At 71.9% G+C, this 13,280-nt stretch carries 11 protein-coding genes; 6 read left to right on the plus strand and 5 right to left on the minus strand.

Features of this window, described 5'->3' with window-relative positions:
- Position 1: 1 nt before the first annotated feature.
- Both ABZ459_RS31330 and ABZ459_RS31335 read right to left on the minus strand, forming a co-directional pair.
- A complete protein-coding gene (locus tag ABZ459_RS31330) occupies positions 2-1,297 on the minus strand; it encodes an extracellular solute-binding protein (protein WP_357977942.1) in 1,296 nt (431 codons plus the stop codon).
- A gap of 5 nt (positions 1,298-1,302) precedes the next feature.
- A complete protein-coding gene (locus ABZ459_RS31335) occupies positions 1,303-2,580 on the minus strand; it encodes a Gfo/Idh/MocA family oxidoreductase (protein ID WP_357977945.1) in 1,278 nt (425 codons plus the stop codon).
- Between the two features lie 132 nt (positions 2,581-2,712).
- Here ABZ459_RS31335 and ABZ459_RS31340 point away from each other — a divergent pair, with 132 nt between their 5' ends.
- The 3 genes from ABZ459_RS31340 to ABZ459_RS31350 all read left to right on the plus strand — a co-directional run bounded on the left by ABZ459_RS31340 (position 2,713) and on the right by ABZ459_RS31350 (position 6,639).
- Positions 2,713-3,843, plus strand: coding sequence for an ROK family transcriptional regulator (locus tag ABZ459_RS31340; RefSeq protein ID WP_357977948.1), 1,131 nt, complete (start codon positions 2,713-2,715; stop codon positions 3,841-3,843).
- Positions 3,844-3,890: 47 nt separating this feature from the next.
- The gene (locus tag ABZ459_RS31345; protein WP_357977951.1) at positions 3,891-5,876 is read left to right on the plus strand and encodes a right-handed parallel beta-helix repeat-containing protein; all 1,986 of its coding nucleotides are present in this window, start codon (positions 3,891-3,893) and stop codon (positions 5,874-5,876) included.
- A 139-nt stretch (positions 5,877-6,015) separates the two neighbouring features.
- Entirely contained in the window at positions 6,016-6,639 is a 624-nt protein-coding gene (locus tag ABZ459_RS31350; RefSeq protein ID WP_357977953.1) for a DsbA family oxidoreductase, read from the plus strand.
- Positions 6,640-6,653: 14 nt separating this feature from the next.
- Here the strand turns inward: ABZ459_RS31350 and lgt are convergent, their stop codons facing one another.
- Positions 6,654-7,490 (minus strand): prolipoprotein diacylglyceryl transferase, encoded by an 837-nt coding sequence (gene lgt, locus ABZ459_RS31355; protein ID WP_357977956.1) that lies wholly within the window; start codon positions 7,488-7,490, stop codon positions 6,654-6,656.
- A gap of 213 nt (positions 7,491-7,703) precedes the next feature.
- Here lgt and ABZ459_RS31360 point away from each other — a divergent pair, with 213 nt between their 5' ends.
- Both ABZ459_RS31360 and ABZ459_RS31365 read left to right on the plus strand, forming a co-directional pair.
- On the plus strand, positions 7,704-8,609 hold the full coding sequence (locus ABZ459_RS31360) for an RDD family protein (protein WP_357977959.1): 906 nt from the start codon (positions 7,704-7,706) through the stop codon (positions 8,607-8,609).
- A 113-nt stretch (positions 8,610-8,722) separates the two neighbouring features.
- Complete coding sequence (locus tag ABZ459_RS31365; RefSeq protein WP_357977962.1) at positions 8,723-10,039, plus strand: hypothetical protein; 1,317 nt, start codon at positions 8,723-8,725, stop codon at positions 10,037-10,039.
- Between the two features lie 44 nt (positions 10,040-10,083).
- Here the strand turns inward: ABZ459_RS31365 and ABZ459_RS31370 are convergent, their stop codons facing one another.
- Complete coding sequence (locus ABZ459_RS31370; protein ID WP_357977965.1) at positions 10,084-11,238, minus strand: serine hydrolase domain-containing protein; 1,155 nt, start codon at positions 11,236-11,238, stop codon at positions 10,084-10,086.
- Positions 11,239-11,367: 129 nt separating this feature from the next.
- Positions 11,368-12,537: a cytochrome P450 gene (locus tag ABZ459_RS31375; RefSeq protein ID WP_357977968.1), complete on the minus strand. Its 1,170-nt coding sequence runs from the start codon at positions 12,535-12,537 to the stop codon at positions 11,368-11,370.
- Positions 12,538-12,633: 96 nt separating this feature from the next.
- On the opposite strand from ABZ459_RS31375, the gene ABZ459_RS31380 reads away from it, so the two are divergent.
- Positions 12,634-13,254 (plus strand): TetR/AcrR family transcriptional regulator, encoded by a 621-nt coding sequence (locus tag ABZ459_RS31380; protein ID WP_357977971.1) that lies wholly within the window; start codon positions 12,634-12,636, stop codon positions 13,252-13,254.
- Positions 13,255-13,280 lie beyond the last annotated feature (26 nt).

Raw genomic sequence — 13,280 nt, forward strand, 5'->3', positions numbered from 1 at the left:
GTCAGCCCTTGTTCGCGAGGTAGTCGGCGGTCTTCTTCTTGCCCTGCGCGACGAACTCGGCGGCGTCGATCTTGCCCGCCAGGAGCTGGTCGTCCAGGGGCAGCAGGAGGTCGACCCAGTAGGCCTTGTCGGCGGCCAGGGTGTCGTAGGTCTTGTGCACGGCGGGCGCCTCGGCGATCGCCTTCTGCACGTCGGCGAGGAAGTCGGGGGCGGGGATGTCGGGCCGCGAGGGGATGTTGAGCGCCTCGGTGGAGATGCGGCTCAGGTGCTTGCTCTGCAGCGCGAAGGCCAGGAACTCCTTGGCTGTCCCGACGTTCTTGCCCTTGACGTTGACGCCCCAGCCGAGCGCGCCGACCTCGACGGAGTCCTTGCCGCCGGCCGGGAGCTGGAAGGAACGGATCTTGGCGCCGGCCGGGGTCTTCGCCTTGACCTCGCTGGCCAGCCACGTGCCGTTGATGTTCAGGGCCGAGTTGCCCTGCGCCCAGTCGTCCTGCGCGGCCGGGTACTTCGTGGCCATGTGGTCCTTCTGGAAGTAGCCGCCCTTGGTGAGCTGCTCGACCTGCTTGGCGGCGGCGAGCACCTCGGGCTTGTCCCAGGCGGCGGCGTCCTTCGACAGCGCCAGCAGGCTGCCGGCGCCGTTGGCGCGGACCAGGGCCGAGTAGAACCAGTAGACGTTGTAGAACGGGATGGTGCCGTCCTGGCCGATGGCGGTCCGGCCCGCGGCCTTCTCCTTGTCGAGGAAGGCGATCAGGTCCGCCCAGCTGCGCGGCGGGTTGTCGGCCAGCTCGGGGCGCTTGGCGGCGTCGTACCAGACGGCGGTGGAGATCACGGTGTGCGGGAGGAAGCCCATCCCCTTGTCGTCGGAGGCGGCCTGCCTGACCGACTCGGGCAGCACGTCGCCGACGGTCTTGCCCTCGCCGGGCACCTGCTTGGTGAGCAGGTCGTCCAGCGGGGCGGCCAGGTTCTGGGCCCGCCAGCCGGGCAGGTTGTCGGTCGCGACGTCGAACAGGTCGGGGCCCTGGCCGGCGGCCATCTCGGTGGGCAGGTTCTCGGTGCCCTTGCGGCCGACGAACTTGGCATCCACCTTGACGTTGTTCTGCTTGGCGAAGTCGTCCAGAATCGCCTTGAAGATCTTGGCCTGCGGCTCCTGCTCGCCCCAGGAGGAGCGGTAGACGAGGGACTTCTGCTCGGCCTGCCCGGCCGGGCCGCCGCTGTTCTTGTTGCCGCACGCGGTCACACCGAACGCGAGCGCGCCGACCGCCACCAGCGCGGCCGTCCGGGAGAGGACGTTGGTCATGGTTGTCACCTTTCAAGGGGGGAGGGCTCGGCGAGAGTGATCACCGTGCCGGACAGGCGGGCGCGCTCGGCCGCCCAGACCACGCGGTGCGTGGCCAAACTCTCGTGACCGCTGGAACGGATCATCGTCGGGTCGCCGCAGGCCACGGCGTCGAGGAAGGCGTCCATCAGGCCGTCGTCGCCGCCTCCGTGGCCGCCGGCCATCGAGGCTTCTGCGCCGGTCCGGGTGTCGATCTCGGTGATCCGGTCGGTGAGGAAGTCGTGCAGGCGCAGGCGCACGCCGTCGCCCTCGATGGAGCCGTGCGTGCCGAAGATCCGGGTCTTGCGGTGCTCCAGGGCGGCGAAGGCGGTGACGGTGAACGAGGCGGTGACGCCGTCGGCGAACTCCAGGTTCACCACCTGGCTGTCGACCACGTCGTTGTCGCAGGCGAACACGCACCTGCCGTACGGGCCCTCGCGCAGTGCGGTCAGCACGCCCCGCTCCGTGTGGTCGGCGGTGACCGCCGACAGCGGCCACCACTCCTTGTCCGGGTCGCCCAGGCAGCCCAGGTAGAGCCGCTTGGCCGAGTACGGGCAGGTGGCCTCCACCGGGCAGTCGAGGCAGTTGGCCGTGGCACCGGCCGGGGCCTGCTCCTCGCGGAAATAGAGGAGATCGCCGAAGGAGGAGACCCGGTGCGGCAGACTGCCCTTGATGTAGGCCATCCAGTCGAGGTCGTGGCAGGCCTTGGCCAGCAGCAGCGGAGCCGACTCCGCCTCGTTGCGCCAGTTCCCGCGGACGAAGGAGTGCGCCTGGTGCCACCAGCCGACCTGCTCCAGATGCTGGATGTTCATGATCTGGCCGACGGCGCCCTGGTCGACGAGCGACTTGAGGGCCCGCGTGTAGTGGGTGTACCGCATGACGTGGCAGACGGCCAGGATGACCCCGTTGCGCTCGGCGGCCTCGGTGATGCGCCCGGCCTCCTCCTCGGTCGGGGCCATCGGCTTCTCCAGCAGGATGTGGTAGCCGAGGTCGGCCGCGGCGACCGCGGGCTCGGCGTGCATCCGGTCCTGGGTGCCGATGATCATGGCGTCGGCCAGCCGGCCCGCCGCGACGAGGTCGGCCCAGTCGGCGAAGACGTTGCCGGGCGCGATGCCGTGCTCGGCGGCGAAGGCGGCGCGGCGTCGCGGATCAGGCTCGGCGACGGCCACGATCCTCGCGCGGCCGGTCGTCAGGGCCCGGCGGGCGTACAGCGTGCTCCGCAGCCCCGCGCCCGCGACGGCGAGCGTGACGACGGGTTCCGACATCGATGTCCTTCCGGTTTGCCACTTAGTAATTAAAGCTGTTTTTATTAGTCCCTGTTTGTATTGGTCGCCAGGCAGCACTGTCAAGGGGGGTCCATGCGGAAGGTCGCGCTCCAAGGAAGCGACGCACATCGCTTGCGGCGGATCAACATGATCGCGACGCTGCGGGCGATCCGCGCTGCGGGCGTCGTCCCGCTCACCGACCTGGCCCGCCGCGCCGGGCTGTCCAGGCCGACCGTGGAGGGCCTGGTCGAGGAGCTGCACGGACACGGATGGCTGGAGGAGGTCGCCCCCGAGGCCGGCCAGATGGGCAGGCCGGCCCGCCTCTACCGGTTCCGGGCCACGACCGGCTACGTCGTCGGCGTCGACATCGGCTCCTCCAGCGTCCGGGCCCAGGTGACCGACCTGGAGGGCGACCCCGTCGGCCTCGGCTTCACCCGCGTCCAGGCCGACTACGGCAGGGCCGAGCGGCTGGCGGCCGTCCGCGCGACGATGGCGGCCGCGCTGCGGGACGGCGGCGTCACCGCCGACCAGGTGTTGTCGGTGGCCGTGGGCACCACCGGCGTGGTGAGCCCGTCCGGGACGGTCCGCCTGTGCGTGGGGCTGCCCGAGTGGACGGGCCTGGACCTGGCGGCCGAGGTGGGCCGCGACTACCCCTGCCGGATCCTGGTGGAGAACGACTGCAACCTCGCCGCCCTGGCCGAACGGTGGGCCGGGGTGGCCCGCGAGGTGGACGACGTGGTGTTCGTGCTGTCGGGCGTGCGCACCGGCGCCGGCATCCTGGTGCGCGGCGAGCTGCACCGCGGCGGGCGCGGCATGGCGGGGGAGATCGGCGCGCTGCACCTGGTCGGCTGGCACCGCGCCCCCGACCACCTGGCGCGCTTCGCCCCCGGCGCCGCGCCGGAGGAGGTGGCCGGGCTGGTCTTCGCCGCGGCCAGGGACGGCGACCCCGCCGCCCGGTGGGCGGTCGAGCAGTACGCGCACGACCTGGCCGAGGGCATCGCCGCCATCGTGCTGACCGTGGACCCCGACCTCGTGGTGGTGGGCGGCGGCGTCTCGCGCTCGGGCGACGTGCTCATGGAGCCGCTGCGCCGGCACCTGGACCCGCTCTGCCTCGAACCGCCCGCCCTGGAGATCTCCACCCTCGCCGACCAGGCCGTCGTCCTCGGCGCCGTACGGCACGCGCTCAACCACGTGGACGAGCTTCTCTACGACGTGGATCTCCCTCTTGACCTGACCCTCTTCAGGCAAGATATTAAACCTTGATTAATTAGTAACTCGGGCGCCCGACCGTCACCTCCCAAGGAGTTGCCGTGTTCCGAGTTCTCTTACCGTGCGCTGCGCTGGTCCTGACCTTCGTGGCCGCGCCCGCCCCCGCCTACGCCGCCACCTCCTACTACGTCGACCCCGCCGGGAACGACACGGCCGACGGGCACTCCCCGTCCACCGCCTGGCGGACCCTGGACAAGGTCAACGCCCAGACCTTCCAGCCCGGCGACACCGTCCGCTTCAAGGCCGGCGGGCAGTGGACCGGCCGGCTCGCGCCGCGCGGCTCGGGCTCGGCCGGCAGCCCGGTCACCTTCACCTCCTACGGCACCGGCGCCCGGCCGTCGATCGCCGGCGGCGGCGTCGTGGACGCGGCCGTCAAGCTCGCTGACCTGCACGACGTCGTCCTGGACGGGTTCGAGGTGACCAACACCGGTTCGGGGAGCACGCCGCGCATCGGCATCGCGGTCACCGCGACCGACCTCGGCGCCGTCCCCCGGATCACCGTGCGCGGCAACTACGTGCACGCCATCCAGGGCGCCACCTCCGGATCGCAGTCCTCCAACCCGTCGGCGGGCGGGATCATCGTCAGCGCGCTGGGCAAGAACACCGCCACCTACTACCAGGACCTGCTCATCGAGGGCAACGAGGTGGCCGACTCCCGCTCGTACGGGATCGTCACCTGGTCGCAGTGGATGCAGCGCGAAGGCTGGACGTCGCTGTGGAGCGACCTCATGGGCATCCCCGCCGCCGACTACCGGCCCTGGACGCCGAGCACGGGCGTCGTCGTCCGCGGCAACGACGTGCACGACATCTCGGCGGGCGGCATCACCGTCATGCAGGCCCAGGGCGCGCTCATCGAACGCAACCGGGTCGCCAGGACCGCCCAGAACCACGGCAACGTCGGCATCTGGTGGGCCGGGGCCGACGACACCGTCGTCCAATTCAACGAGGTGTCCGGGACGAAGTACTGGGGCCTGGCCAGCGACGGCAACGCCTTCGACGCCGACGCCTCCGTCCACCGCAGCCTGGTCCAGTACAACTTCAGCCACGACAACGAGGGCGGCTTCTTCATCGCCGTCTCGACCGGCACCGGGCCGGCCGAGGCGACCATCCGCTACAACGTCAGCCAGAACGACGCCAACCAGGTCTTCGCCTTCTCCACCAACACCAGGAACATCGACGCCTACAACAACACCGTCTGGGTGCCGCTGACGCCGTTCATCCAGAACCATCCGGACCGGGCCTCGTTCAGCCTGGTGAAGGTGTGGAGCAGCTCGGTGAGCAACATCCGGCTGCGCAACAACGTCATCCACAACGGCGCCAACCTGCCCTACAACGACGGCGGCGCCGTGCAGTACGACCGCAACCTCTACTACTCCGGGCCGGTCCCCGGCGGTGACAGGGCGGCCCTGTCCGGCAACCCGCTGCTGACCGCGCCCGGCACCGCCACCACGCTCGCCGACCTGTCCGGCTACCTCCCGGCGGCGTCGTCCCCGGTCCTGCGGCAGGGCCTGGAGATCGCCTCCGACGGCGGCCGCGACGTCTCCGGCACGGCCCTGCCCTCGGGCATGCCCGACCTCGGCGCCGCCCAGCGGACGGCGGGCGCCGGCCTGTCCGAGCCGGCCGCGACCGTGACCACCTCCTTCGGCAACGGCCAGAGCACCACCCCCGCCGCCCTCACCGACGGCTGGGACTACACGACCTGGGCCAGCCCGTCCTCCGGCGTCACCTATCCGGGCACCGTCACGCTCACCTTCCCCAACCCCAGGACGGTCGGCGAGGTCGTGCTGGCCACCCACTTCGGCCAGGGCCAGGGCATCACCTCCCTCGACGTCCAGACCTGGAACGGCTCGGCGTGGGTGACCCAGACGGCCGGCGCGGCGATCAGCTGGGCGAGCAACACCGCCACGGTGGAACGCCGGTCGGTGCCGCTGCCCGCGCCGGTCACGACCACCCAGGTGCGCCTGGTCGTCAAGGCCGCCAACCACACCTGGGGCAACCTGTCCGTCAGCGAGATCACGACCCGCTGAGCCTGTCCCTCACCGAGGTCGCGCCGGGGCTCCCGGCGCGACCTCCCCGCCGCCGGGTTGACCTCAACCGCGGTTGAGATTGCACGATGTCCCGGACACCCCCCGTCTTCCGACCGCTTTCCCGACGGACAGGACGTTCATGAAGCTTGAGATCTACGCCGACGTGCTGTGCCCCTGGTGCTACATCGGCAAGAGACGCCTGTCCCGCGCGCTGGCCGGGCACCCGGCCCGCGACGGCGTCGAGATCCTCTGGCGCAGCCTCGAACTCGCGCCCGAGGAGGGCCGGACCCCCGGCCCGACCGCCGCCGAGGCCATGGCGGGCTGGTGGGGGGAGCAGGCTCCCGCCCGCGTCGCCCACATCCGGGAGCTGGGCGCGGCCGAGGGCCTGGAGCTGAACCTGCACCTGGCCCGGCCGGTGAACACCTTCGACGCCCACCGGCTGGTCAAGCTGGCCGCCGGCCGCGGACGGGCCGAGGAGATGATGGAGGCTCTGCTGTACGCGTACCACACCGAAGGGCTCAACGTGGCCGACGCGGAGGTCCTGCGGCGCCTCGCCGGCCAGGCCGGGCTGGACGACGCGGAGGTGCGCGCCGTCCTGGCCGGCGACGAGCACGCCGAGCAGGTGCGCGCCGACCGGCGCCGCGCGGCCGAGCACGGCGTCACCGGCGTGCCCAGCCTGGTGATCGACGGCCGTCCGCCGGTCTCCGGGGTCCAGCCGGTCGCCGACCTGCGACGGCTGCTCGACCCGGCCCCGGCCCGCTGACGCCGTCCCGGCCGTCAGCGGCTGTGTTCCAGGGCCGGTTCGTTCTCCTTGTGGCGGGTCGCCCAGAGGAAGATCAGCGCGCCGGCGAACAGCACGATCGAGGTCCACTGGTTGATCCGCAGGCCCAGGAGCGTCACCGCGTGGTCCACGCCGCCGACCGGGTCGATCCGCAGCCCCTCGATCCAGAAGCGTCCGGCGGTGTAACCGGCGACGTAGAGGGCGAACAGCCGGCCGCGGTCCGGCCTCAGCCGCCGGCCGGCCAGGATCAGCGCGAAGCCGAGGGCCACGTCCCACAAGGACTCGTACAGGAACGTCGGGTGGTAGAGCGTGCCCGGCAGGCCGCCGTGTGCCTGGTCGATCTCCAGGCCCCACGGCAGGGTGGTCGGGCTGCCGTACAGCTCCTGGTTGAACCAGTTGCCCCAGCGGGCGATGGCCTGCCCGAACGCGATGCCGGGCGCGATCGTGTCGGCCACCGGCCCAAGGGGCAGCCCCCGGCGGCGGCAGGCCAGCCACACGCCCACGCCGCCCAGGGCGACCGCGCCCCAGATGCCGAGCCCGCCCTCCCAGACGAACAGCGCCTGGTACGGCTCCTTGATCGCGCGCGGGCCGAAGTAGGTCTGCCAGTCGACGAGGACGTGGTACAGACGGCCGCCGACCAGCCCGAAGATCACCGCGGGCATCGCGATGTCGCCGATCGTGCCCCGCTCGCCGCCCCGGGCGCGCCAGCGGCGCTCGCTCAGCCAGATGCCGAACCCGATGGCGACGATGAAGCACAACGCGTAGGCCCGGATCGGGACGAATCCGAGATACCAGACCCCTTGGGCAGGGCTGGGAATCGAGGCGAGGGGCATGCCGGTGACGCTAGCCAACGAACGCCCCCGGAGCCGTTCCCGTGACCTGATCGCGAGCCATCCGCGACCACCCCGCGAACATTCCCCGACGGCCCGTGCGCCTCCCGCGACACCCCCGAGGCCGCCACGCCCGGCGCCCCCACCCGCCCGGCCGCCGCGCGAGAGTCTTCCGGGCCGTCAGCGCTAGGGTGTCGCGAAAAACGGAGATCATTCGTGTCGCGATCCACTCCGCTCGCCTGGCTGCTCTCCCTGGCCGCCGCCGCTTACCCCACGTGGGACCTGCACCAGCCCGAGGACGGCGGCGAGTACACCATTCACGGCTGTGTGGGCGCCTTCTCCGGCCACGGCCGCGAACTCGCGCACCTGGTCTCGCCGCCGCTGGCGGACGCCTACGGCCTGGCCTGCTCGGCCCTTCAGTGGGGAGTGCCCGCGCTCGCCGTCCTGGCGGGATGGCTCATGTCGGCCGGCACGCGCGACGGTGGCATGATCGGCCGCCGCGTGGCCGGCCTGCTCACCCTGCTCGCGGTCGCCGGGCCGCTCAGCCCGTCCTACACCGCCGACGACGGCTGCTCGACCATCCCCGTGCTGACCAACGACTGGTTCGCGGCCGTGGCGAACGCGTACGGGCCATACGAGTCGGCCCTCCTGCTCTCCGCCCTGCTGGTTCTGGCGGCCACCGGGACCGGTGGGCGGCCCGTCCCGGACGGGCTCACCGGTCGCCGGGCGGTGGCCTTCGCGTTCGACTACCTGTTCTTCGTGACCTTCCTGGCCGCCCTCGAACCGAGGTGGAGTCGTCTGGACTTCGGGCTGCGGAACTGGGTGCGGCTCGACGAGCCGACGCCCCTGATCGCCGTGGCCGCCATGTTCCTGTACGTCCTGAGCGGACGGACGTTCGGCAAGCAGCTCATGCGCATCCGCGTCGTCTCCGACACCACGGGACACTGGCCGGGCGGGCGCCGGGCGGCCGTCCGGGCGCTCGTGTTCCCCGTGCTCGTCTGCCTGCCGGAGTTCGGGCTGATCGTGCTGCTGGTGGACGGCCTGTGGGCGGTGCCGGACCCGGCGGCCCGCACCCTGCGTGACCGCCTGGCCGGCACCCGGGTCGTCCGCGATCTGCCCTGACGGAAGGAATCTACATTGTAAAGGCGTCCGGTCGTATCAGGACCGGCCCAGGGCCGCTCCGGGACAGGGCAGGGCACCCGACGCCGGGTGCGGGGATCAGGAGGAGAAGCCCCATGCCGATCGACTACACGTTCGTGAGACTTGAGGATCTGCGGCTGCCGCAGCCGCTGAACGCCGACGTCGCCGCGCTGATGGTCAAGGAGAGCGGCCTCGCCACGGCGGACGTCGCCTTCCCGGACGGACGGCTGACCGACCCGGAACGCCACGCCCTGACGTGGCTGCTCGCCTCGTACGTCCCGCGGCCGTACCGCACCCAGACCAACCACCAGATCCTGCCCATCACGGCCACCACCGTCGGCCAGGTGATCCTCGCCTACGGCGAGGGCCGCCACGCGACCGCGACCCTGGTCGGGCGCGGCCTGCCGGCCGGTGTCGAGCCTGTCAGCCGCGACCTGAACCAGCTGGCGCAATCGCTCACGAACACCTACGGCCTCGCCGGGATCACCGGCCCGTGGACGGTCGAGGAGCTGGTCAAGCTGCACGAAGCGCTGCGGCTCGTCCCCGTCGCCGACCGTCCCGCGCTGCAGGGCGTCGAGATCCAGCGGGTGGGTGGACTCGCCGGCGCGGACGGTCACGACAAGGGCAAGTTCAGCTACGAAAGAGGCCCCTGGGCCGGATCGCCCGGCACCCTCAAACTGGCGGACGCGATCTTCCGGGAGGACGGGATCGGCTTCTACGGCGGCGTCACCTCGCGCGGCTGCCTGCCGAGCGTGCGCGACATCCTGCACGAGGTCGGCCATGCCGTGGAGAGCGCCGCGTGCCGGGTCGACTCCTGGAACAACGCGGCCCGGGTCGTCCAGGGCGCCGGTGGGCAGCGGTACCGCCCGTTCGCGCGCGTCCCGGAGGACGTGGTGACCGAGGCCCTCCAGCTCAACACGGACAACACCGCGCTGAACAAGCTCGGCGCCAAGCTCTCGGGCGCCACCGCCAAGGCCGAGTACAACGCCCTGCTCGACGCGATCGAGAAGGTCCAGGAGTGGATAGAGGCGGGCGAGCAGGGCGTCTACCAGCCGGAGAACGCGTTCGCGCAGCTCAAGAACGACGTGACGGCCAAGGTGACCCAGGCGACCTGGCAGACCTACCGCGACGAGGTCGTCCGGTGGTGCGACGCGCAGATCCTCGAGGCTCGCTGGCGGGCGAAGTACAGGACGCCGCAGGGGCGCGACATCACCCCGTGCCTGCGGAACTTCGTCACGTTCGTGAGCAAGGAGAACGTGGGCCAGGACCTCACCCCGTACGCGCGGACCTCGGCGGGGGAGCTGTTCGCGGAGACGTACGCGTTCTGGATCGTCGACCCCGGGGCCGTGGAGAGGCACAACCAGCGGCTTCGTGCCTACTTCGACGACTTCCAGTACCGGCGCGCGGACTGAGCCCGGCTCCACGTCCGGCCACGGCGGTGACGGCGCGGGCACGTTCACGCACGGCTGCCACCTCGGGTGCGAGGACCCATGACCTGCCGGCTGAAGGCGGCCAGGGCGGCATCGATCGGATGGGGCCGGGGCCTGCCCGACGAATCCGGCCTGTTCCATCTCGCGAGGTTCGTCGTGATGGACATCTGCCGCCTGCCGTCGTCGCGGGTCAGCGACATCGTCGTGGCTCCCCAGACCGTGCCGCCGTGGCCCCAGCAGGTGCCGCCTCCCGGGATCTCGACCCTCTGCAGGCCGAGGCCATAGTCGATCATCTCCCCGGTGTGGGCGCGGACCGGGACCGTGCGGTGCATCTCCGCGAGGAGGGACAGGCCCACGACCTCGCCGCAGAGCAGCAGGCCGTAGAAGGTGTTGAGGTCCTCCATGGTGGACACCAGGGAGGCCGCCGTCCGCACCCAGGACATGTCGTACACGCTGTAGTCGCGGGGCGGGTCGATCATGCCGAAGAACGACTCGTAGATCCGCGGGTGCGGTTCCTCGATCCGCGGCCCGCCGGGGAAGGCGGTGTTGCGCAGCCCGGCATGTTCGATGACGTGCCGGGTGACGTACCCCTCGGCCGTGGCACCGGTCACGTGCTCCAGAAGCCGGCCGAGGATCATGTAGTTGGTGTTGGAGTAGACGCCGGGCGAGCCGCCGGGCTCGCCCGTCGGCGGCGCCGCGAGCCCCATCCTGATCAGCTCGGCCGGGGGGAAGTACGTGAACCGGTTGCCGTCCAGGCTCGCCGGCGAGATGTCCGGCAGGGAGGGGAATCCGCCCAGTGACGGGAACGCGGCGGGAAGATACTCGGCGATGCCGCTGGTGTGGTTGAGCAGCATCCGGACGGTGATCCGCTGCCCGCGCCCGCCCGGCACCAGCCGGGGCAGGTAGCGGCCGATCGGGGCGTCGAGCTGGATGTCGCCCCGCTCGGCCCGCTGCAGGACGGCGGCCGCGACGAAGGTCTTGGTGATGCTGCCCACACGCTGCACCATCCCCGGCTCGACGGGACGGCCGGTCTCCACGTCGGCGACCCCGGCGGCACCCCGCCACACCCGGCCGGCGTCGCGCACTTCGGCGTACACGCCCGGCACTCCCGCGCGGCGCACGCCGTCCAGCGCGGAATCGAGAACCTCCGACCGCTTCCGGTCGTTCACTGCTGATCTCATGCCCGTCATGATGGCCGCGCCGCCGTCCGGTGGCGTCCTGCCGGCGGAGTGAACTGCCGCTACCGCCGGGGGATCAGTGGACGGTCGGCTACGACGCCGGGAGTAGTCCGAGCCGGTCCGCGGAGTCCGTCACCAGGTGACCGGCAGCCTCTCCAGGCCCGATCCGCGGGTGGTGGTCAGTTCGCCGGCCGGTGCGGCCAGGGTGAGCGTGGGGATGCGGGTGAACAGGGCGCGGAAGGCCGTCTCCAGTTCGGCGCGGGCCAGGTTCTGTCCGAGGCACTGGTGGATGCCGTGGCCGAAGGTGAGGTGTCGTCCGGCTGGCCGCCGCACGTCCAGCTCCAGGGGGCGGTCGAGCAGCGCCTCGTCGCGGTTGGCGACGGAGGTGACGATCAGTACGCCGTCGCCCTCGCGGATGAGCTGCCCGCCGATCTCGACGTCCTCGATCGCGACCCGGGGGAGTGTGCCCTCGCCGGCGACGTACCGCAGGAGCTCCTCCACGACGCCGGGCCACGCGGGCGTGCCGTCGCGTACGGCGGCGAGCTGTTCGGGGTGTTCGAGCAGCGCGAGTGTGCCCAGCGAGATCATGCTGGAGGTGGTGACGTGGCCGGCGATCAGCAGGACGAGCGCCAGCCCGGTGACCTCGTCCAGGTCGGTCGCGCCCTGCTCGGCCTGATGGGCGAGCAGGGCGTCGATCAGGCCGTCGCCGGGGGCCGACTGCTTGGCCCGCACCAGGTCCTCGAGGTAGCGGCCGAGTTCAGCCATGGCCGCCGGGGCCTGCTCGGCGTCGTGCCGGAGCCTGGCCTGCCGCTCGAAGAAGGCATGGTCCTCGTACGGGACGCCGAGGAGCTCGCAGATCGCCAGCGAGGGCACCGGCAGGGCGAAGCCGGCCACCAGGTCGGCGGGCGGCCCGGCGGCCAGCAGGGCGTCGAGCCGCTCGTGCACGAGGTGTTCGAGCCGGGGACGCAGCGCCGTGACGCGCCTGACGGTGAACGCGGAGATCAGCGCCCTGCGCTGTCGCTGGTGCTCCTGCCCTTCGGCGCCGAGCAACATCGGCCGGGTGCGCGGGCCGGGTGTGAACGGAAGCGGCAGGGGGGAGCCGGGGTGCGCGCGGTCGCCGGTCAGGCGGGGGTCGGCCAGCAGGGCGCGGCCCTCGGCGTATCCGGTCACCGCCCAGGCCTGGCGCCCGTCGGGCAGCCGGACCTTCGTGACAGTGCCGGGGCCGTGGCCGTCGGCCGGGAGGTACGGGCAGGACTTGACGGTCGGCAGGCCGGGCAGGCCGCCGGTGGCGGGTTCCGTCATGATCTTCTCACCCTCCATAAGATGCACAACGTATCTAATCCCACTTCGCACGCTAGCACAGATAAGATTCGAAGCGCATCTTAAGGAGTTGGTTCGATGACGCCCACGCGCCGACGGGGACAGCGACTGGACGACGCCATCCTCGACGCGACCTGGCAGATCCTGCACGAGGCCGGATACGCCAGGCTGACGTTCGAAGCGGTCGCGGCGGTGGCCGGCACCAGCCGCCCGGTGCTCAGCCGGCGCTGGCCCACGCGGGCCGAGCTCGCGCTCGCGGCCATGGAACGCGCCGCGCCGCCCGTCGCCGCGGTGCCGGACACCGGCGGCCTGCGCCCGGACCTGATCGATCTGCTGCGGGAGGCCGTCAACGGGTTCGGCGCCGTCCGCGGCGAGGTGCTGGCCGGGTTGCTCGCGGAAACGGCCCGTGACCCGGACGCCGCCGCCGCGGTGCGCGCGTGGATCGCACGCTCCACGACCGGGCCCGCGATGGCCGCCATCCTGGCGCGCGCGGCCGGGCGGGGGGAGATCCCCACCGCCGACCTTCCCGCGCGGGTGCTCCGGCTGCCCTTCGACCTGGCACGCAACGAGGTGGTCCTGGGCGGCCTGCCGCTCGCCGACGACGTGATCGCCTCCATCGTGGACGACGTCGTCCTCCCGCTCGTCGGCGCGGCGGGGCGGGAGCGGCCGGGGTCCGCGAGCGGGTCACAGGATTCCTGATCCTCTGGTCCCAGTGGCGCCTACCC

Source organism: Nonomuraea sp. NPDC005692 (assembly GCF_040631115.1).
Taxonomy (GTDB): domain Bacteria; phylum Actinomycetota; class Actinomycetes; order Streptosporangiales; family Streptosporangiaceae; genus Nonomuraea.